Here is a 19,554-nt window from a genome sequence, read left to right as displayed (position 1 = left end):
CCCATTCATCAGTTTGTTTCCTGCCCCTGTGGAGCGGCGCGGATAATAGCCCAACAAAGAGCGATTGCAACCCTTTTTTCCACGAAATCGTAACATTGCAAATTTTGGCGGTTTTCCTTGACTTTACGAGGTCCAATTGCCGAAATCCGACCGTGCCGACGCAAATTTGCGTCCCGTTCCGAACTTGGCTATCTTCGCGCACTACATCCGCAAGGGAAAGAGCATGAGCGATCCATCAACCGTACTTTTCGATCAGCTGGCAAAATTGGGAATCGAAACGACGACTCACGAGCATGTTCCGCTTTTTACGGTCGAGGATTCGCAAAAGCTGCGCGGGGATCTGCCGGGCCTTCATTCCAAGAACCTTTTTGTCAAAGACAAGAAAGGGGCGATGTGGCTGGTCGTGGCCGAGGAAGAAACGGAAATCCGCATGAACCACCTGCACAAACGGCTGGGCTGTGCACGCCTGTCTTTTGGCAAACCGGAATTGCTGATCGAAACATTGGGGGTCAAACCGGGCTCTGTCACCCCCTTTGCGCTGATCAATGACCGGGAACGACAGGTCAATCTGGCGCTGGATGCGAAGCTGGCCAGGGGCGATGTTTTGAATTTTCACCCCTTGCGAAATGACCGCACCACGACAATTTCGTCCCAAGACCTGTTGAAATTCATCGACTCCCTAGGCTACGAAGCCCTGGTCATTGATTTCGACGCAGAACCGGAACCGGCAGCCCCTAACTGAATGGCGGACACCTAAGGTAAACCCTTATAAATACTTATATTTAACTATAGTAATACACCTATTTCACATGCCTGCCTCTTGTCGTCCGGGCACGGCGGCATCATCTAGAATTTCAGAATTAGCGAGTGACCTACTATGTCGATTATTCTTGACGCGAATGCGCCTGAGACCGCCACCAATCAGAATCAGGCTTCTGACCTGATCAAGGACAGCAGTGTAGAAACGTTTGTCCAGGACGTGATCGAGCCTTCCATGGAAGTTCCCGTGGTGGTCGATTTCTGGGCACCGTGGTGTGGTCCGTGCAAAAACCTGACGCCGGTGATTGAAAAAGTCACCCGCGAAGCTGGCGGTCGCGTAAAGCTCGTCAAAATCAACATTGATGAAAACCAGGAACTGGCGATGCAGCTGCGCATCCAGTCGGTTCCGACTGTCTATGCCTTCAAGGGCGGTCGCCCGGTTGACGGTTTTCAGGGTGGTCAGCCCGAAAGCGAAGTGCGCGCCTTTTACGAGCGCCTTGCCGGTGGCCCGATCGAAAGCCCGGTCGAAGCACTTCTTGAGCAAGCAGCCACCGCCCTTGCCAATGATGACATCCAGTCGGCCTATGGCCTTTACGGTGGCGTTCTTGAACGGGATGGCGAAGGCGAAAACGAACAGGCCACAGGTGGCGTGATCCGTTGTCTGGTCGCGATGGAAGAACTTGAAGCAGCGCGCCAGTATGTCGATGACATGCCAGAACAGCTGCGCCTGAAAGGCCCGGTCAGCGAAGCCATCAGCGCGCTTGAACTGGCCGAGACGGGCGTATCGGGGGATGACCTTGAAGAAGCCCGCGCACGGGCCGAAGCCAACCCCGATGATTTGCAGGCACAGTTTGATTACGGCATGGCGTGCTTTGCTGCCAATCAGCGCGATGCCGCCGTCGATGCCATGATCAAGATCATTCGCACCGATCGGCAATGGAACGAGGATGCAGGACGCACACAGCTCCTGAAGTTTTTTGAAGCCTGGGGCCCGATGGATCCTGCCAGTGTTGCCGGACGCCGGGCCCTATCGACGGTACTGTTTTCATGAGCATATGCGGTCCATTTGATCCGGCCTTTTCGGATCTTCCTGATGTCATGCCGGTTTTCCCGCTTAGTGGTGCGCTTTTACTGCCGCGCGGGCATTTGCCGCTGAATATATTCGAGCCACGCTACATGAATATGGTGGCCGACGCATTGGGACAGGACCGCATTTTCGGGATGATTCAACCGCGCCCCGACCAGCATAAAAACTATTTCATGGACCCGGACCATCCGGAAATCTTTTCGACCGGATGTGCCGGGCGCATTACCGCCTTCAGCGAAACCGACGATGGCCGGTTTCTGATCACGCTGACCGGCGTATGCCGCTTTAACGTGATCGAGGAATTGCCTTGTACCGATGGCGGATATCGCACGGTCCGCGGCGATTTTTCCCCATGGAAAGACGATCTGGATATCCCGGCCGATGACACCCCGATCAATCGCGACCGGCTGCGCATCGCACTTGAGGCCTATTTTGCCCAGCATTCCCTGCGATCATGCTGGGATACACTGGCCGACAGCGATGATGAAATGCTGATTACGACCATTTCGATGGGGTGTCGGCTCAGTCCGCTTGAAAAACAGGCTTTGCTCGAATGCACAACCTTGTATGATCGGGGCGATATGCTGACCACGCTGCTTGAAATGGCGGTCCATGCTGGCCCCAAACAGGTACATGGCAGCGCCAATTGATTGTCCATGCCATCCTTTGTGATGGCACCCGAACCCAAAGGCCGAATTCATGACTGCGACCCACAGCCCGGTAGACCCGAAACTGCTTGAAATCCTTGTCTGCCCGGTAACCAAGCAGGCGCTTGAATATGATCGTGAAAACAACGAACTGATCAGCCCGAAGGCCGGTCTGGCCTATCCGATCCGTGACGGCATTCCGATCATGTTGCCCGACGAAGCCCGCCCGATCGAAGACTGATCAGATCAGGCCATCATGTCACAGGACGGCTTCACACCGGAATTCACCCCCGTCGAGATCAATTATCTGCGCGATGACCGCATTCTTGAGGTCATCTGGGATGACGGCGTATCGACACGTCTAAGCGCAGAGCTTCTGCGTGTTGAAAGCCCGTCCGCCGAAGTGCAGGGCCATCACCCGTCCGAGAAAAAGATCATCGCCGGACGTCGACATGTCGGGATCATCGATATTGCGCCAGTCGGCAATTATGCCGTGCGCATCGGCTTTGATGACCTGCATGATAGCGGACTTTACAGTTGGCAATATCTGCGCGAATTGCACGACAAGAAGGATACGCTGTGGGCGGATTACCTTGCCGCACTTGAAGCACGCGGCCTGTCGCGCGATCCGAAGCGCTAACCTGCAAACTTTCCCGTCATTCATGACCAATAAAAAACGGCCCTGCCAGCGGCAGGACCGTTTTTGCGTCTTCAGACCGTGACACTTTGTGTCACAGATCGAAATCAGAAGCGATAGCCAACACCAACGCCGAAGACCCATGGGTCAAGATGTGCTTTGGAGGTATTCGCACCGTTATTGATGCTGACATCGGTATCAAGGAAGATTTTCTTCACATCGAAGTTAACCGACCACGGACCGGAAATGGCATAGTCAAAACCGGCCTGGAACGCGTAACCGAAACCATCGTCATATTTGACCGAGTTGAACTGACCCGGCTTGGAATCGTAGAAGAAGGTATAGTTGATACCTGCACCGACATACGGGCTCCAACGGCTTTCCGGCATGAAGTGATATTGCAGAGTCAAGGTCGGCGGTAACAGGCGAACCGAGCCGGCGTCCAGATTAGGGTTCTGCCAGTCAAGATCATGCTTGGTCGTTGCTGCAATCAGCTCAAGCGCCAGGTTGTTGGTCAGGAAGTATGAAAAATCGACTTCCGGCACGACGTCATTGCTCAGCTTACCTTCACCGCTGCCAATCGTATCGTCATAAGTGTCTTCATCCGGTACCATCGCAATACCGCGAGCACGAATAACAATGTCACCAGCCTGTTTGGTTTTGAATTCTGCGGACTGTGCATAGGCCACATTGCCGGTAAGCAAGGCCGCTGCCATCAGGCCACCCAATGCAGTCGCGCCCATCGTTTTCTTCAAGAATGACATTGTCTGTCCCCTTTTTCCGTAGTTCAGATCGAAGGGGACATTGCGCCTTTCTGATTGATGACTTGTTGACACATATCAACAGTCACTGACTAAAAACGACAGTGTTTTGAATGGTTTTAAATGAACATTGATCAGTAATGACCGTTAAAGCGACTTGCCCTGCATCAATTTCGGCAGTGTTCCGGCATAGCCCATGGCATGGGACATGAAGGTCTTTTTAAGCGGCGGGATTTTCTGAACCACTGCCAGACCGATATCGCGTGCCCAGCGTATCGGGGCAATGTCATTGGAAAACAGCCGGTTGGTCAGATCGGTCACCGCCAACATCACCGTATTGTCGAACCGGCGCCATTGTTCATATTCGGCCAGCACATCGGCACTGCCGATATCACGGCCCAGACGGCGCGCATTGACCAGGATTTCGGCAAGAACCGCAACATCGCGGATTCCCATATTCAGGCCCTGACCGGCAATCGGATGCATGCCATGTGCCGCATCCCCGATCAGCGCAATGCGATCCTGGGTATAGTGATAGGCATGCTGAAGCCCGAGCGGATAACAGAAGCGCGGCCCGACAACTTCCAGATCACCAAGATAGCCGTCGAAACGACGATGCAATTCATCAACAAAGGTTTCTTCGTCAAGATTGACCAGATAATTGGCAAGGTCAGTCCCCTCGGTCCAGACGATTGAACAGCGGTTATCGGTCATTGGCAGGATGGCAAACGGACCGGCCGGCAGGAAATGCTCGACCGCCAGACCATTGTGGGGCTGCTTGTGCTTGACCGTGCAGACCACCGCACTTTGCTTGTAGCTCCACTGATAGGTTTTGATGCCTGCCCATTTGCGCAGCATCGAATTGCGGCCTTCGGCCCCGACAGCCAGAGGTGCGCGTACAGAACGGCCATCATCAAGGGTGATGGTCATGCCGCCCTGGTCACGCGCAATTTCAGAAACACGGGCTGGTGCAATCATTTCCACCAGATCGTTTTTGGCGATTGCACGATAAAGCGCCCCGCGGGTCACAAGGTTTTCAACAATATAACCCAGCGGCTCGTCACCAATATCGTGATGGTCGTAATGCAGGAAAAGCGGGCTTTGACCATCCGCGATCCGAATATCAAGGATCGGCTCGGCCTCGTCAGCCATATGTTTCCAGGCCCCGACCACATCAAGCACCGATTTGGACGCCGCAGCAATCGCACAGGTACGGCCATCGTAATTTGCACTCAGGATCGTTTTGGGATCTGCGTAATCGATCACAACCGACTTCATGCCCCCGTGGGCCAAAGCAAGCGCCATCGCCGCCCCGTTCAGACCACCGCCCAGAATGACGACATCGGTATGAAGTGCCTGTTGATCATGCATCTCGAAATATCCTGTTTCAGTCGGCTCCCTCGATCCCGCTGTCATACGACCTTTGATCACGGGACGGCGTTGACCTGACGCAATATTCATAACCGCAATTGATTACAGCCCATATTTACCCCGCCCGGAACGCCCCCACAACCCGCCCCGGTCACTCTGGCCCGGGAATTGTCATGTGATGATATTTACGGCGGTCTGCCCACGCCCGGATCACAGGCCAGATCCGCGACAGGCTCCCATTAAATAATGGCGGAATCCCGCCACCGCACAGACCACCCATCCCCGAAAAAGCGCCAATATCTGCGTAATCTGCGACCTGCCATCGCCTTGAGCTACAACAGGTTTTTGCTGTTGTATTTCTTTGATTAAAAAATATGCACATTTTTTAAACAGAAACAGATTCTGTGCATATTTTAATCCACCAATTCCATTGGAATGTTCTGGCTCAACTCAAACGATCTTTAAATTTTTCATTACAAATCAATTGTTTAACAGTTTTATTTTGAGTCTGGCACGATTCTTGGTTTGGAAACTGCGACTGCGAAATCGTGATTACCACGTTGGTACTCAACGGATATGCCGGGAGGTCGCAATATTATGAAACTTGTTACTGCTGTCATTAAGCCGTTCAAACTCGATGAAGTCCGCGAGGCGCTCAGCGCGCTTGGCGTTCAGGGTCTGACGGTCACCGAAGTTAAAGGTTTTGGCCGTCAGAAAGGCCAGACCGAAATTTATCGTGGTGCTGAATACATGGTCAGCTTCCTGCCGAAGGTGAAGCTGGAAGTCGCCATCACGGATAATCTGGTCGATCAGGTTGTCGAAGCCATCACCAAAACTGCTCAAACCGGGAAAATCGGGGACGGTAAGATTTTCGTTCTTGATGTGAGCCAGGCGGTCCGTATCCGTACTGGTGAAACCGGCGATGACGCCCTGTAAGTCCAGAGACAAGGGGAGACATTTATGACTATTTCCATGAAGAAAACCGGCCTTGCTGCTGTTGCAGCTACCGCCCTTCTGGCAATCGCTTCTCCGGCCTTTGCTCAGGACGCAGGCGTTTCGGCTGAGACCCAATACATTCTCAACACCTTCAGCTTCCTGTTCAGCGGCGCGCTGGTCATGTGGATGGCTGCTGGTTTTGCGATGCTGGAATCCGGCCTCGTTCGCACCAAGAACGTTTCGACCATTCTGTTCAAGAACATCGCGCTGTTTGCTGTTGCAGGTATCATGTATTACCTGATCGGCTACAACCTGATGTATATGGATGTTTCGGGCTGGATCGGCTCGCTCAGCCTCTGGAGCGCTGATGATGCAGCGGCTCTGGGTGGTGACTTCTCTGGCGGTTATTCTGCAACCTCTGACTGGTTCTTCCAGATGGTGTTCGTTGCAACCGCAGCTTCGATCGTTTCCGGTACTGTTGCCGAGCGCATCAAACTGTGGCCGTTCATGATCTTTGTCGTTGTTCTGACCGGCGTTCTGTACCCGATTACCGGTGCATGGACCTGGGGTGGCGGCTGGCTCTCGGAAATGGGCTTTGCTGACTTTGCCGGTTCGACCATCGTTCACTCGGTCGGCGGCTGGGCTGCTCTGACCGGTGCGATCATCCTTGGCGCACGTAAAGGCAAATATGGCGAAGACGGTTCGGTTCATCCGATGCCGGGTTCGAACCTTCCGCTTGCAACGCTTGGTACTTTCGTTCTGTGGCTCGGCTGGTTCGGCTTCAACGGTGGTTCCCAGCTTGCCATGGGTTCGGCTGCTGACGTTATCGCGATTGCCAACATCTATGGCAACACCTCGATGGCTGCTGCCGGTGGTGTGGTTGCTGCGGCGATCCTGACCCAGATCCTTTACAAAAAGGTCGACCTGACCATGGCACTTAACGGTGCGCTGGCTGGTCTGGTATCGATCACGGCTGGTCCGGACACCCCGACCATCGGTTCTGCCATCATCATTGGCGCAATCGGCGGCATTCTGGTTGTCATCGCGGTTCCGCTGCTCGACAAACTGAAAATCGACGATGTTGTCGGTGCGGTTTCGGTTCACCTTGTTTGCGGTATCTGGGGCACGCTTGCTGTTCCGTTCACCAATGACGGTGCATCGTTCGGTGTTCAGCTGACCGGTATCGTTGCAATGGGTGCCTTCACCATCGTTGCTTCGGCGATCGTCTGGCTCATCCTGAAGTTCACCATCGGTATCCGCCTGTCTGAAGAAGACGAGGCAATGGGGTCGGATGCTGCTGAACTTGGTCTGGAAGCATACCCGGAATTCGGTAAGGGTTCCCAGCGCTTCTAAGCAAACAGATTTCCTGACGGGTATCGGGTTCGCCCGATACCCTGCCTGTCAGACCAACTGGCCCGCCCGGGATGCATCCCAGGCGGGCTTTTTGTATGCAGTGCTGCCTTTTTGGGCAGCGATTTGGTCACTGCGAAGGCAAAACCCGTTTTTCCCAGCAGTTGCACATCCCCCACCCCGAGCGACGATTTCGACGCCAGACCGTTGACGCTGCTGGCCTGATGGCGGTTCCAACCATTTCTGGCACGAAAATTGATCTTGGCAGCTCCGAACCAGAGTCCGGCTGCCCCGAAAAGACCGGACCGAGAGGAAACGCTATAAAGGGGGATGCCTTATGGAGGCCTTCCAGACTGCCTCGGACGTGTTTTTCGTCCTGATGGGCGCCATTATGGTGCTTGCGATGCATGCCGGTTTTGCCTTTCTTGAAGTCGGCACCGTGCGAAAAAAGAACCAGGTCAATGCTCTGGTTAAGATCATTGTCGATTTTGCCGTTTCGACAATCGCCTACTTCTTTGTCGGATACAGCATCGCCTATGGTGTTGATTTCCTTACAAGTGCTGCTGTATTGAGCGGCCATGCAGGCAGCGACGGCGTGCCTGTTTTTGCCTCAAGCGGTTATGATCTTGTCAAATTCTTCTTCCTGCTGACATTCGCCGCAGCAATCCCGGCCATCATTTCAGGTGGCATCGCGGAACGCGCGCGTTTCTATCCGCAGCTTCTTGCGACGGCCATTCTGGTCGGTGTGTGCTATCCGCTGTTTGAAGGCATGGTCTGGAACAACAATTTCGGTTTCCAGGACATGATCGAAGCCACATTTGGCGCGCCGTTCCATGATTTTGCGGGGTCCATCGTCGTGCATGCGGTCGGGGGCTGGATCGCGCTTGGGGCTGTCGTCAGCCTTGGCGTTCGGCGCGGCCGTTACAGCAAAACCGGCGGATTGATCGGCATTCCGCCGTCCAATATTCCGTTCCTGGCACTGGGATCGTGGGTTCTGTGCGTGGGCTGGTTCGGCTTTAACGTTATGTCCGCACAATCGGTTTCGGGTATTACCGGTCTTGTTGCCGTGAATTCGTTGATGGCGATGGTTGGCGGCATTCTGACCGCGCTGATTGCCGGGCGCAACGATCCGGGCTTTGTCCATAACGGTGCGCTTGCCGGGCTTGTCGCGGTTTGCGCCGGGTCCGATGTCATGCATCCGATCGGGGCATTGGTGACCGGCGGGCTTGCCGGGGTTCTGTTTGTCTGGGGCTTTAACCAGTGTCAGGCCAAATGGAAAATCGATGATGTTCTGGGTGTCTGGCCGTTGCATGGCATGTGTGGCCTGCTGGGGGGCATTGCATGCGGTATCTTTGGTCTTGAGGCCCTTGGCGGCATGGGCGGTGTGTCGCTTGGCGCGCAGCTTGCCGGATCGTTGATCGGGGTTGCCTTTGCCACGATTGCCGGCTTTGTCGTGTATGGCGCGATCAAGAAAACCGTCGGGTTCCGTCTTTCCGAAGAAGACGAATTTGATGGTGCGGATATTTCGATTCACAAAATCGGCGCCTATCCCGAGGATGACCTGCGGGCAAGCTAAGACCGCCCCCCATCCCGAGAAGATTTTTCGAAGCCCGGAAAGCCAGCCTTTCCGGGCTTTTTGTACCTTTGTCGCCTGTCTCTTAAATCTTTCTTTGCACTTTTGGCATAGGGGTAAAGTCAGGGGAATTTACCCATATTCTGCATAACGGCCGCGTTCAGTGTGACGGGGCACAGATCAAGCTGGATTGACGACGACCATGTTTAACGAACGCCTGGATCAATTGCCTGCCTATCCGTTTCCGCGACTGGCGGCCCTGCTTGACGGGATCGAACCCGGGCAATCCCCGCTGGTGATGTCGATTGGCGAACCGCAACATGAACCCCCGGCAATGATCACCGAGGCGATGGTCAAACACGCATCGCTTTGGCACAAATATCCGCCCGGCTCCGGCACACCCGAATTGCGCGACGCCATCAAGAACTGGCTTGATCGCCGCTATAACCTGCCGGCCGGCATGATCCATCGCGATGACCATGTCTTGCCCGTCGCAGGCACGCGTGAAGCCCTTTATCTGATTGCCACCACCGTCATTCCGCAAGATCAGCCGGGCCAAAAGCCCAAGGTGCTGCTGCCCAACCCGTTTTATCAGGTCTATTGCGGCGCGGCGGTTCTGAATGACGCGGAAATGGTGCCGCTGGCGGCCGGTCCTGAGACCGGTTTTCTGCCTGATCTTGATCTGATTGATGAGGCGACACTTGATGCCTGCCGGCTGTTTTTCCTGTGTTCGCCGGCCAATCCGCAAGGCGCGATCGCATCGGCCGACTATATCGAACGCATGATCAATCTGGCGCGCAAGCATGATTTCGTTCTGGCGATGGATGAATGCTACGCCGATATCTATGACCGCGAAGCCCCGGTCGGCGCCCTTGAAATCTGTGCCAAACAGGGCGGAAACATGGACAATGTCCTTGTGTTCCACAGTCTGTCGAAACGATCCAGCGCACCGGGCCTGCGATCCGGTTTTGTCGCCGGGGATGCCAAAATCGTCAAACGCTTTACCGCCTTGCGCAGCTATTGCTCGGCGACCATTCCGATGCCAATCATGGCCGCATCGGTGGATTTGTGGAATGACGATGCCCATGCCGAGGCAAACCGGGATCTGTATCGCGCCAAGATCGATGTCGCGGCCGAAGTTTTCGGCAACCGGTTTGGCTTTTACCGCCCGCCCGGGGGATTTTTCCTGTGGCTTGATGTCGGCGATGACGAAGCAGCGACCAAAAAGATCTGGAAGGAAGCCGGGGTAAAGGTCATCCCGGGCAGTTACCTTTCGATCACCGACAAGAATGGCCACAATCCGGGCAAACAGTTTATCCGCATTGCCCTTGTCCATGATCTTGCAACCACACGCGACGGGCTGACGCGGATTGCCGGGGCGCTTGAAAGCTAAGCCTTTCGCGCCCTTGCCATCATTCACCCCAAACAGGACTTAACCAGAACGGATACCCAGATGAGCAGTCAGTCGAACACTCTTGGAACCGCGTTTATGCCCGGCAGTCTCGTGACTTTGCTGAAGCGTAGCGGTTTGCGGATTTGCGGCCTTGGTCTGGTTTTCATTGCCATTGCCCTGTTCATCATGCTGATCGGGTTCCATCCGGGCGATCCGTCCTTTAACCATGCCACAGACCGCGGACCGATTTTCAACCCGCTGGGAATTGTCGGCGCCTATGGGGCGGATCTGATGCTCCGCACGCTTGGTCTTGCATCGGCGCTTCTGACGGTTCTGATGCTGGGCTGGGGGTTGCGCCTGATTGCGGTCAAACCGTTCAGCTGGATGTGGGTGCGGTTTCTGGTTCTGCCACTTGCACTGTTGCTGGTTGCCATTTCAGCCGCTGCGATCCAGCCGGGCATGCATTGGCCGCTGACCGTGGGTCTTGGCGGGTTTGCCGGGGATCTGTTGCTGGCAAAGCTTCAATCCGGATTTGCCATGATCGGCGTTCCCGGGGCGCGTGCGCTGATTGCGCTGACATCCATGATCCTTGGCTTTGTTCTGACGATCTATTGCATGGCCTATTCCCTGTCGGACTGGGAACGTCTGGGCGGGGTTCTGTCCTATGCCGCGGGCAAGGTGATTGCCGGCATTCGCGCCGTCATCCCGCATGGCAGCAACGACGAGCCGATTTCCAAACGCGCCCCCGGTTCACGTCAGGAACCGTCACTTGATAAATCGAAATCCAAGCTGGGTTCGGCCATTTCGACCCGCAAGTCGGAACCGAAACTGGCCCCCGATGACAGTGATGACGACGATTTTGATGATGACAGCGTCGATAACGAACCGCCGGTCCATATCGTCGCCGCACCGGCTGCCAAGTTGCAACCAAGCCAGAAGGCCGCCGCCCAGCGCCAGGCATCCTTTGATCTGGGATCGGATGAATATCGCTTCCCGCCGCTTGATCTGCTGCACGAACCCGACCCGGCCGATGCCGCCCAGATCGATCAGGAAGCCCTGGCACAGAATGCCCGTCTGCTTGAAACCGTTCTTCAGGACTTTGGCGTCAAGGGCGAGATCGTTCAGGTCCGCCCGGGTCCGGTTGTGACCCTTTATGAACTCGAACCGGCAGCGGGCGTGAAATCGTCGCGCGTGATCGGCCTTGCCGATGATATTGCGCGGTCCATGAGCGCGATTGCCGCACGTGTCGCCGTGGTGCCGGGCCGCAACGTGATTGGTATCGAATTGCCAAATGCGCGTCGCGAAACCGTGCATCTGCATGAAATTCTGGCATCAAGCGACTTTGACAAGAATACCGGCAAGCTCAATATGAGCCTGGGCAAAGATATCGGCGGCACTCCGGTGATTGCCGACCTTGCGAAAATGCCGCACTTGCTGATTGCCGGTACGACCGGTTCGGGTAAATCGGTCGGGGTGAACGCAATGATCCTGTCATTGCTTTATCGCCTGAAGCCCGAAGAATGCCGCTTTATCATGATTGACCCGAAAATGCTGGAACTGTCGATCTATGACGGCATCCCGCATCTTCTGACCCCGGTTGTCACCGACCCGCACAAGGCGGTCGTCGCCCTTAAATGGGCGGTGCGCGAAATGGAAGACCGTTATCGCGCCATGAGTCAGGTGGGCGTGCGTAACATCGCGGGCTATAACAAACGCATCAAGGAAGCGGCCGCCAAGGGCGAACAGCTTACCCGTCGGGTTCAGACCGGATTTGATCCGGAAACCGGCAAGCCGATCTTTGAAGATCAGGAACTGCCGATGGAGCCGCTGCCCTTTATCGTCATCATCGTTGACGAGATGGCCGACCTGATGCTGGTGGCGGGCAAGGATGTCGAAGCATCGATCCAGCGTCTGGCACAGATGGCCCGTGCGGCGGGTCTGCATCTGATCATGGCGACACAGCGCCCGTCGGTGGACGTGATCACCGGTACGATCAAGGCGAACTTCCCGACGCGTATTTCCTATTCCGTGACCTCGAAAATTGATTCGCGCACCATCCTTGGTGAAATGGGCGCCGAACAGCTTCTGGGGCAAGGCGACATGCTTTACATGGGTCAGGGCGGCCGTTTGCAGCGTGTCCACGGCCCGTTTGTATCGGATGAAGAAGTCGAAAGCATCGTCAAGCATCTGCGCGATCAGGGCGATCCGGCCTATCTTGAAACCGTTACCGAAGAACCCGAAGAAGATCCGATGGCCGCCTATATGGGTGGCGGCAATGCCGGTGCCGGCGGGAACGGTTCGGATGATGATCTTTATAATCAGGCGGTCGGCATTGTCCTTCGCGAGAAAAAGGCATCTACCAGCTTCATCCAGCGCAAACTGTCGATCGGTTATAACCGTGCTGCCCGCATCATCGAACAGATGGAAGAAAACGGCGTGGTGTCTGCTGCCAACCATGTCGGCAAGCGCGAAGTGCTGATGGAAAACATGGATGGCAGCCCGTACGAATACTGATCATCAAGACGGGCCAGCACAACCGGGTGCTGTGGCCCCAAATACTCAAAAAAGGCGGACCTGATCGGGTCCGCCTTTTTTCATGTCCGAGCCGCGACATTCCGGCACGGATAATGGCAATCACCACGCGATTGGCCTGTTTGAACGGGAAGATGTGATTTATCATGAACTTGGCAAATATAATTTGAATTGTTTGCCATAGATCAGAGCACCCGGCGCGCGAATGCGCGAAACAGTGCACAACTGTTCACTGTCTTTCAGGGCATTTCACCTGAAATGCGCCACTCCGCTATCAAATGGGTGCTATATGAAGCTTTCTGACTATTCGTTCGCGTGGAAGTTGCGCGGCGTCAATGTTGTGGTGGCGATTGCGCTGGCTGCGATGGCCGCGATCAATCTTTTGTCCTTGTACAACACCATGCTCAATGACCGCGAGGTCACCCTGCGATATGTGGTCGATCAGTCGGCAAGCATCATTGACGAATTTGCCAAGCGCGCCAGATCGGGCCTTCTTTCAGAAGAAGACGCGAAAAAGCAGGCACTTGAACTGGTCGCGGCACAGCGTTTTGACAATCACAACTATGTCTTTGTCACCGATCATGACGGCACCATGGTCATGCACCCGATGTCCCCTGCCCTGAATGGCAAAAGTGCCGCATCGGTCAAGGACCCGACCGGTGCAACCCCGATTGCCGATCTTGCCACGGCGGCACGCAATCCCGATGGCGGTTATGTCAGCTATGTCTGGCCCCATCCGGGCAGCAAGGAAAACGAACCCAAGCTGGCCTTTGCCAAACGCACACAGAATTGGGGTCTTGTGGTTGCAGCCGGTGTCTATACCGATGATGTCGAGGCAACCTTCTGGTCACGGGCCCAGGTCGATATCTTTACCCTGATTGCCATGATGATGGTTATTGGCGGACTTGGTCTTGCGATTGAACGCAGCACGACCGGACCGATGCGCAGCATCACCGATGCGCTTTCGCGTCTGGCAAATGGTGACAAGTCGGTTGAAAACAATGCCATCGACCGCAAGGACGAAATCGGTGATCTGGCCCGGGCACTTGAGGTTTTCCGCGCCAACCGCGAAGAAGCCGATCGCCTGCATCAGCAGCAGGAAGCCGCCAATGCCGCCGAACTTGCACGTGCCAAAAACGTCAATGACCGCATTGCCCGGTTCGAACAGGAAGTCGAAAGCAACCTGACGACAGTCAATGCCGCCCTTGCGCAATTGCGCAGCACGGCGACCAGCATGGCCACGCAATCGGATCAAACCACCGTCCAGGCCGCCAATGTCGCCGCGGCAACCGAACAGGCCGCCACCAATGTCGACACGGTCGCATCGGCCGCCCAGCAACTTGCAAGCGCGATTGATGAAATCACCCTTCAGGTTGCGCGCAGTTCCGACATCGCACAATCGGGCGCAAACGAGGCCGACGATGCCAGCACGATCTTTGCCGAACTGGCAAATGCTTCGGACAGGATCGGCGAGGTTGTCGAACTGATCCAGTCCATCGCCGAACAGACCAACCTTCTGGCGCTTAATGCCACGATCGAAGCCGCACGGGCTGGCGAAGCAGGCAAAGGGTTTGCCGTGGTTGCCGCCGAGGTCAAAAACCTTGCCAACCAGACCACCCGTGCAACCGAAGACATTGCCGGGCATATCAGCGGCATTCAGGACAGTACCCAGGGGGCACTGGGCGCGATCGAACATCTTTCGGCACGGATGAAAGAATTGAACGAAGTCGCTGGCGGCATTGCTGCTGCGGTCAGTGAACAGGACGCCGCAACCGGCGAAATTGCCCGAAACGTTTCCGAAGCCGCATCCGGCACCAAGGAAGTCGCCCGCAATGTCGTTGGCTTGCGCAAATCGGCCGAGGAAGAACGTCATTCATCCACCGATGTTCTTGATGCATCCAACAGCCTTGGCGACAAATCGCAGGCGCTTCTTGGTCAGATCAAGCAATTCCTGGTCGATATCCGGGCAGCCTGACGCAACAGCCACCGATTATCAAACCGGTTCAAACCCGAAGGCAGGTCGATGCGACCTGCCTTTTTTGTTGCTGGTTTGCGTTATAGTTTATGCAAAAATGCGATCAACTTATCGCGTTATAGCAATATACACCCCGGCTGCTCCGCCCATAACGTGTGCGCGGAAACGTCTGGGAGGAAACCAATGATCGCATTAATAATTGCAATCGCCGTCACGGTGATTGCAGCAACACTCATAATCAAAAGATATCAGCCGCATACTGTTCTTCTGCTGTCAGGCTTGACGCTGTTTGCGGCAACCGCACTGTTTTTCCCTGAACAAAGTGTCATTTTCCGCAAAACCGATCCGACCGGCTGGACCGGATTTGACATCTTTGAACATATTCACGGCATCATGTCATACCGGCTGGCCGGGCTTGGCCTGATCATTATGGCAGCTGGCGGTTTTGCCAAATATATGGACCATATCGGTGCAACCAACGCCATGGTCGATATCAGCATCAAGCCGCTTTCGCGCATTCACGCGCCTTATCTTGTTCTGGCAATCGGCTATGCGGTTGGTCAGGTCCTTAATATCTTTATCCCCAGTGCAGCCGGGCTTGCCATGCTGTTGCTGGTAACGCTGTATCCGACACTTGTGCGCCTTGGCGTCAGCAAGGCCGCGGCAGCGGCAATGATTGGCACCACATCGGTTCTTGATCTTGGTCCGGCATCTGGCACCGCAAACCTTGCAGCCAATACCGCCAATATCGATGTTGCAATCTTCTTTACCCAATATCAGATCCCGCTTGCGGTATTCATCATTCCGACGATCTGTGTTCTGACCTATTTCAGTGCCAAATATTTCGACAGCCGCGATGGTCACGTTGTTGTCGCTAGCCATTCCGCGCCGGTCGGAACAATGGATCCGGAACCGGTGGCACAATCGGCACCGGGCTTCTATGCATTGCTGCCGATTTTGCCACTGACCATGATCCTGATTTTCAGCAAGCTGTTCATCGCCCATATCGAAATCAGTGTGGTAACCGCGATGATCATGGGGGCGCTGCTGGGTCTTTTCTGTGAGATGATCCGCCTGCGCCATGACCTTCGTGAAGTCTTCAAGGGCTTTATGGTCTTCTTCAAGGGCATGGGAACGATGTTCTCGGGCATTATTTCGCTGATCATCTGTGCGGAATTCTTTGCCGGCGGCCTCAAGGCAATTGGTGCCATCGACTTCATGATTGTCACAGCCGAAAGCGCGGGCTTTGGCCTGGTCGGCATGATGTTTGTTGCCTGTATCCTTGTCGCGGTAACAGCCATTCTGACAGGCTCGGGCAATGCGGCATTCTTCTCGTTTGCCAATCTGGCACCGCAGCTTACCGCCAGTTCAAGTGCCGGGGCGGTATCGCTTTTGCTGCCGCTGCAATTCACCGCGGGTATTGCGCGGTCATTGTCACCGGTATCCGGGGTTATCATTGCAGTATCCGAAGTTGCGGGATGTTCGCCAATTGATATCGTGAAACGAACGGCAATCCCGCTGGGTGGCGCGCTGATCGTGCTGTTCACCTACAATGTGCTGTTCCTGTCAGCCTCGTAACTTCTTCCATCTGCCTCTTCGATCCACGGACACGAGTAAACAAAATGACCAAGCTGACCACATTGCCAAATGACACCAAGGACCTGTTTTCCAAGCAGGCAACCTGGCAATCATGGCTAATGGTAGAAGGGGCACTTGCACAGGCACAGGGGGAAACAGGCATGATCCCCCTTGCCGCTTCCACTGAAATTCGGCGCCATATGCGCATTGAGGATTATGACCTTGATGCGCTTGAGGCCGAAATCACCCAAAGCATGTCACCGGTCATGGCGATTGTCCGTGCAATGGCCGCACGCTGTGACGGCGATGCCGGCGGATATGTGCATTGGGGTGCAACCACCCAGAACATCATCATTACCGGCAAGATGTTACAGTTGCGCAAGGCCCATGCCCTGACGCTGGAGCGTCTTGGCCGTTGTTTGACCCTGTTATCGGGTCTGGCCCGCAAAACGGCTGACTGGCCGACAATTTCGCGTACCAACCGTCGTCAGGCCCTGCCCATCACATTCGGATACAAGGTTGCAGGTTGGATTGATGAATTTCAACGTTGTGTCGAACGCCTGATCGAAGTCGAAAAGCGGACCTTTGTTCTGACATTTGGCGGGGCAAGCGGGGCCATGCACAGCTATGGCCCGGACGGATTTGCACTGTCTGCGAAACTGGCCGACATTTTGGGACTGGAAGTATCAGCGGTGCATTCGCGTGCCACCAATGACGGGCTTGGCGAATATGTCGCGGTGTTGGGTTTGCTGGCCGTTGCCTGCGAACGCATGGGTAACGAGCTTTACACCCTTATGGCCAATGAGTTTGGCGAAGTTTTTGAAAGACAAAGTGGAAATGTGGTTGGCAGCAGCACGATGCCCCACAAGACCAACCCGAAATATGTCGTCGCCTTGCTTGCCGAAAGTGCACATTTGCGCAACATGGTCGCCCCGGCACTTGAAGCATGCCGCCCCAGCCACGAAGGCGATGCGGCATTCAATTTCCGGCTTTATGACCTGCTTGATGCGGCGGGCATATCGGCGTACGGCGTTGTCACCCGTCTTGAGACGCTTTTGACCCATCTTGAATGCGACAAAGCCGCCATGTATCGCAATTTGATGATCAATCCGGCACCATTGATGTCGGAAAAAATCATGCTGGAACTGGCAAAATCAACCGGACGTCAGAACGCACATGACATCGTCCATCATGCGATTGTTGTCTCGGAACGTGATGACATCAGTTTTGCCGACGCCCTGTGGCAGGAAAAGGAAGTTTCCAGCCATTTCAAGGACAAGACCGCGCTTGCCGACCTGCTTGATCCTGCGACCTACACCGGATGCAGTGCCGAAATTGCAGCAAAACTTGCAAATGCAGGTGCAGAAAGCGCCGAAATGGTCGCCAAGCATGCCAGAAAGCTGTCTGGTCAGGACATCTGAACCGGGCGCACAGCCTGACCATAGACCGGATCATCTTCGCATCGGCGGGTCACATACTGTCTTAACAATTCCACGAAATGCATCGCCAACCGGTTGCGGCCGGCTGGCGGCATGACGCAGGCATAAGGCAACCAGAATTCCGGTGCGATCGGGCGCAGAACGGTCTTGGTTGAGTCACTGAATGCGCTGTTGATCATATCCATCACGCCAAGCCCATAGCCGCTTTCGACGAATTTCGGCACCAGAAGGCTTGATCCGATTTCAAGACTGATATTGGGAAGCTTTCCGATGCTTTCAAACACACGATCAAGGCGCTGTCGCCAGATCTGATTGGCGCGCAAGGATACAAACGGTTCATCGGCAAAGGCTTCTGCCGGGACAATTTCAAGTGCCGCCAGGGGATGGGAAATCGGCAATAAAACCTGTGTGCGGGCCTCAAGGATCGGTTCGATTCCGAGTTCGACCACGTTGTTTTTGACCGGCAGCGACAGTAATCCAAGATTATAGCGCCGCGACCCGACCTGGCTTTCGACGTCAGAACGGGTTCCGATATCGATCTTGCATTTCAAACCGGGATTTTCGTCACGCAGGATATCTATGACCGGCGGCAAAAGTGATGCCCCGATCGGCCCGACCGTAATGATCCGCAGGGTTTCATCAATTTCGGCACGAATGTCGCGGGCAATTTTCGGAATTTCCTCTACCCCGTTAAGGATATGCTCGGCTTCCTGAAAAAAGCGTTCGCCTTCTGCTGTCAGGACAAGGCGCTGGTTGATCCGCTCAAACAGCTTGATCTTGAGTTCCGCCTCAAGGGTGGCAATCATCCGGCTTGCCGAAGACTGGCTAAGATTTGCGCTTGCCGCTGCTCCCGACAGGGTCCCTTGCAAGACCGTCAAACGAAATAGGCGTAGCGCTTTGAGGTTCATGGGAAGTCCGCAACAGTTCCGGGATGATTGGCCCTTACTTTTAGACCGGATACCCCAAATCCCGAAAGACAAAAGCACGGTATCCGACCGTTCCCGGGGTCATGGGGCTGCGCGCGAAACAGCATTGATCTTTATCGTGCAAATCATCATGCCATGAAAAAAGGCGGGCCAGATTGGCCCGCCTCTTTGAATTCTTTGACCCGAAGATCAGATCGACTGGTTGATCCAGTCAACAAGTGCGCTTTTCGGAAGGGCGCCAACTTTCATTGCCGCAACTTCGCCGCCCTTGAAGATCATCAGGGTCGGGATGCCACGAACACCGTATTTCGCCGGGGTGTTCGGGTTTTCGTCGATATTTACCTTGGCGATCTTGAGCTTGCCGCCCAGTTCACCGGCAATTTCATCGAGGTAAGGCGCAATCTGCTTACACGGACCGCACCACTCAGCCCAGAAATCGACCAGAACCGGGTCGTTGGAACCCAGAACGTCGGAATCGAACGAACCGTCGGAGACTTTAATCGTGGTCATACTTTCAGATCCTAGTTGTTACGAGGCAAAGGGTTTCCCCGTTAACCTCGATCCGCTGTATGAGGCCAAGGTAGGCAGCA

17 protein-coding genes are annotated in these 19,554 nt (G+C 55.0%); 13 read left to right on the top strand and 4 right to left on the bottom strand.

Going from position 1 to position 19,554, the window contains the following annotated elements:
* The first annotated feature begins 136 nt into the window (after nucleotides 1-136).
* The 5 genes from WA429_RS01460 (at nucleotide 137) to WA429_RS01440 (ending at nucleotide 3,133) form a co-directional block, all read left to right on the top strand.
* Entirely contained in the window at nucleotides 137-742 is a 606-nt protein-coding gene (locus tag WA429_RS01460) for a prolyl-tRNA synthetase associated domain-containing protein (protein ID WP_228194738.1), read from the top strand.
* Nucleotides 743-877: 135 nt separating this feature from the next.
* Nucleotides 878-1,810: a thioredoxin gene (gene trxA / locus WA429_RS01455; RefSeq protein ID WP_101246485.1), complete on the top strand. Its 933-nt coding sequence runs from the start codon at nucleotides 878-880 to the stop codon at nucleotides 1,808-1,810.
* The gene (locus tag WA429_RS01450; protein WP_101246486.1) at nucleotides 1,807-2,496 is read left to right on the top strand and encodes an LON peptidase substrate-binding domain-containing protein; all 690 of its coding nucleotides are present in this window, start codon (nucleotides 1,807-1,809) and stop codon (nucleotides 2,494-2,496) included. Before trxA (WA429_RS01455) ends, WA429_RS01450 begins: the two co-directional genes overlap by 4 nt.
* A gap of 49 nt (nucleotides 2,497-2,545) precedes the next feature.
* Nucleotides 2,546-2,734 carry a Trm112 family protein gene (locus WA429_RS01445; protein ID WP_101246487.1) on the top strand — a complete coding sequence of 63 codons (189 nt, stop codon included), beginning with the start codon at nucleotides 2,546-2,548 and terminating at the stop codon, nucleotides 2,732-2,734.
* Nucleotides 2,735-2,749: 15 nt separating this feature from the next.
* Nucleotides 2,750-3,133 carry a gamma-butyrobetaine hydroxylase-like domain-containing protein gene (locus WA429_RS01440; protein ID WP_101246488.1) on the top strand — a complete coding sequence of 128 codons (384 nt, stop codon included), beginning with the start codon at nucleotides 2,750-2,752 and terminating at the stop codon, nucleotides 3,131-3,133.
* Between the two features lie 104 nt (nucleotides 3,134-3,237).
* On the opposite strand, the gene WA429_RS01435 is transcribed toward WA429_RS01440, so the two are convergent.
* Nucleotides 3,238-3,894 carry an OmpW/AlkL family protein gene (locus WA429_RS01435; RefSeq protein ID WP_101246489.1) on the bottom strand — a complete coding sequence of 219 codons (657 nt, stop codon included), beginning with the start codon at nucleotides 3,892-3,894 and terminating at the stop codon, nucleotides 3,238-3,240.
* A 144-nt stretch (nucleotides 3,895-4,038) separates the two neighbouring features.
* Nucleotides 4,039-5,262, bottom strand: coding sequence for a 2-octaprenyl-6-methoxyphenyl hydroxylase (gene ubiH, locus WA429_RS01430; RefSeq protein ID WP_101246490.1), 1,224 nt, complete (start codon nucleotides 5,260-5,262; stop codon nucleotides 4,039-4,041).
* Between the two features lie 597 nt (nucleotides 5,263-5,859).
* Between ubiH and WA429_RS01425 the strand changes: the two genes are divergently transcribed.
* The 8 genes from WA429_RS01425 (at nucleotide 5,860) to WA429_RS01390 (ending at nucleotide 18,020) form a co-directional block, all read left to right on the top strand.
* Nucleotides 5,860-6,198 (top strand): P-II family nitrogen regulator, encoded by a 339-nt coding sequence (locus tag WA429_RS01425; protein ID WP_007088725.1) that lies wholly within the window; start codon nucleotides 5,860-5,862, stop codon nucleotides 6,196-6,198.
* Nucleotides 6,199-6,222: 24 nt separating this feature from the next.
* Nucleotides 6,223-7,551: an ammonium transporter gene (gene amt, locus WA429_RS01420; RefSeq protein ID WP_101246491.1), complete on the top strand. Its 1,329-nt coding sequence runs from the start codon at nucleotides 6,223-6,225 to the stop codon at nucleotides 7,549-7,551.
* 334 nt (nucleotides 7,552-7,885) lie between these two features.
* The gene (locus WA429_RS01415) at nucleotides 7,886-9,124 is read left to right on the top strand and encodes an ammonium transporter (protein WP_287464461.1); all 1,239 of its coding nucleotides are present in this window, start codon (nucleotides 7,886-7,888) and stop codon (nucleotides 9,122-9,124) included.
* 199 nt (nucleotides 9,125-9,323) lie between these two features.
* Nucleotides 9,324-10,514: an aminotransferase class I/II-fold pyridoxal phosphate-dependent enzyme gene (locus WA429_RS01410; RefSeq protein WP_250281468.1), complete on the top strand. Its 1,191-nt coding sequence runs from the start codon at nucleotides 9,324-9,326 to the stop codon at nucleotides 10,512-10,514.
* A 60-nt stretch (nucleotides 10,515-10,574) separates the two neighbouring features.
* Nucleotides 10,575-13,028, top strand: coding sequence for a DNA translocase FtsK (locus WA429_RS01405; RefSeq protein WP_101246494.1), 2,454 nt, complete (start codon nucleotides 10,575-10,577; stop codon nucleotides 13,026-13,028).
* 307 nt (nucleotides 13,029-13,335) lie between these two features.
* The gene (locus tag WA429_RS01400; RefSeq protein WP_287464462.1) at nucleotides 13,336-15,021 is read left to right on the top strand and encodes a methyl-accepting chemotaxis protein; all 1,686 of its coding nucleotides are present in this window, start codon (nucleotides 13,336-13,338) and stop codon (nucleotides 15,019-15,021) included.
* Nucleotides 15,022-15,204: 183 nt separating this feature from the next.
* Entirely contained in the window at nucleotides 15,205-16,599 is a 1,395-nt protein-coding gene (gene dcuC / locus WA429_RS01395; RefSeq protein ID WP_114111990.1) for a C4-dicarboxylate transporter DcuC, read from the top strand.
* Nucleotides 16,600-16,643: 44 nt separating this feature from the next.
* Nucleotides 16,644-18,020, top strand: a complete 1,377-nt coding sequence (locus WA429_RS01390; RefSeq protein WP_287464463.1) for a lyase family protein — start codon at nucleotides 16,644-16,646, stop codon at nucleotides 18,018-18,020.
* Here the strand turns inward: WA429_RS01390 and WA429_RS01385 are convergent.
* Nucleotides 18,008-18,946 carry a LysR family transcriptional regulator gene (locus WA429_RS01385; RefSeq protein WP_287464464.1) on the bottom strand — a complete coding sequence of 313 codons (939 nt, stop codon included), beginning with the start codon at nucleotides 18,944-18,946 and terminating at the stop codon, nucleotides 18,008-18,010. The two genes, WA429_RS01390 and WA429_RS01385, sit on opposite strands and share 13 nt — an antisense overlap.
* A 207-nt stretch (nucleotides 18,947-19,153) precedes the next feature.
* Entirely contained in the window at nucleotides 19,154-19,474 is a 321-nt protein-coding gene (gene trxA, locus WA429_RS01380) for a thioredoxin TrxA (protein ID WP_101246499.1), read from the bottom strand.
* Nucleotides 19,475-19,554: the final 80 nt, after the last annotated feature.

The sequence above is a fragment of the Thalassospira sp. CH_XMU1420-2 genome (assembly GCF_037029325.1).
Lineage (GTDB): Bacteria > Pseudomonadota > Alphaproteobacteria > Rhodospirillales > Thalassospiraceae > Thalassospira > Thalassospira povalilytica.
Note: the sequence above shows the minus strand (reverse complement) of the source record. Positions and strands in the feature narration are given on the sequence as shown.